Consider the following 1,242-nt stretch of genomic DNA (forward strand, 5'->3'; position numbering starts at 1 on the left):
GGGGCGAACCTGTTCCGGGCAGAGATGCAGGGGGCGGACCTGAGCCGGGCGGAGATGCAGGGGGCGGACCTGCGCGGGGCGGAGATGCAGGGGGCGAACCTGAGCCGGGCGGAGATGCAGGGGGCGGACCTGAACAGGGCGGAGTTCGACGATCGCACCTCTTTCAATGCTGCTACTTTCCAAGATGCGGCCGTGAAAGAGGTGGATTTTACCAAATCTACCATAGAACCCGATCAATTGGCACAGATGTTCGGCGATGCCAGCGTCACCTTGCCCGGCGGCAAAGGCCCCGACAGCAAGGGCTGGCCAAACCATTGGTCGAACGAAACCCTCGGCTGGCGCGGGGACGAATCCCGCTCCCCCTTCCACCAAGCTTGGCGCGCCTGGCAGGACAAGATCGGTTTTGATCGGCAAACAAATACGCTAAAGCATCCCTCCAAGTGAATCACCAGCCGGAACCAGCCCCATGCATGACATCAAAGCCATCCGCGAGAACCCTGCCGCCTTTGACGCGGCCCTTGCCCGTCGCGGGGATGCGCCGAAGTCGGCGGATATTCTGGCGCTGGACGAGGCGCGGCGCGGCTGCATCCTTGCCGCCGAGACCGCTCAGGCCGAACAGAACAAGGCCAGCAAATCCGTGGGCGCCGCCAAGGCCAGCGGCGACGAGGCCGAGTTCGAGCGTCTGCGCGCGCTGGTCGCCGAGAAAAAGGCCGAGGTCGCCCGCCTGAACGACGAGGCCAAGACCAAGGACGCGGCCCTGACCGATCTGCTGATGACCATCCCCAACCTGCCCGCCGACGACATCCCCGATGGCGCGGACGAATCCGACAACGTGGAAATCCGCCGCTGGGGCACGCCGCGTCAGTTCAGCTTTGCCCCGAAAGAGCATTACCAACTGGCCGCCGTGCAGGACGGCATGGATTTCGAGACCGCGGCCAAGCTGTCGGGCTCGCGCTTTGTGCTGCTGTCGGGCGCCGTGGCCCGCGTGCACCGGGCGCTGGCGCAGTTCATGCTGGACACCCACACCGAGGAAAACGGCCTGTCCGAGGCGATCACCCCGGTTCTGGTCCGCGAGGAAATGATGCTGGGCACCGGCCAGTTGCCGAAATTCGGCGAAGACAGCTATCAAACCAATGACGGCTGGTGGCTGATCCCCACCGCCGAGGTGACGCTGACCAATATCGTCAACAACGTCATGGTCGAAGAAACCTATCTGCCGCGCCGCTATGTCGCCCATACGCA

Annotated in this window: 1 protein-coding gene and 1 pseudogene; both read left to right on the top strand. The window is 64.3% G+C overall.

All coding sequences use genetic code 11. The features are described from left to right. Nucleotides 1–444 (top strand): pentapeptide repeat-containing protein (locus ABYW26_RS14575; RefSeq protein ID WP_372605641.1); only part of this gene is annotated, 444 nt, incomplete at its 5' end. Between the two features lie 22 nt (nt 445–466). Beyond that, a pseudogene (locus ABYW26_RS14580) lies at nt 467–1,242 on the top strand (serine--tRNA ligase); the annotation flags it as partial.

The sequence above is a fragment of the Actibacterium sp. genome (assembly GCF_041584535.1).
In the GTDB taxonomy this organism is placed as follows: Bacteria; Pseudomonadota; Alphaproteobacteria; order Rhodobacterales; family Rhodobacteraceae; genus Actibacterium_D.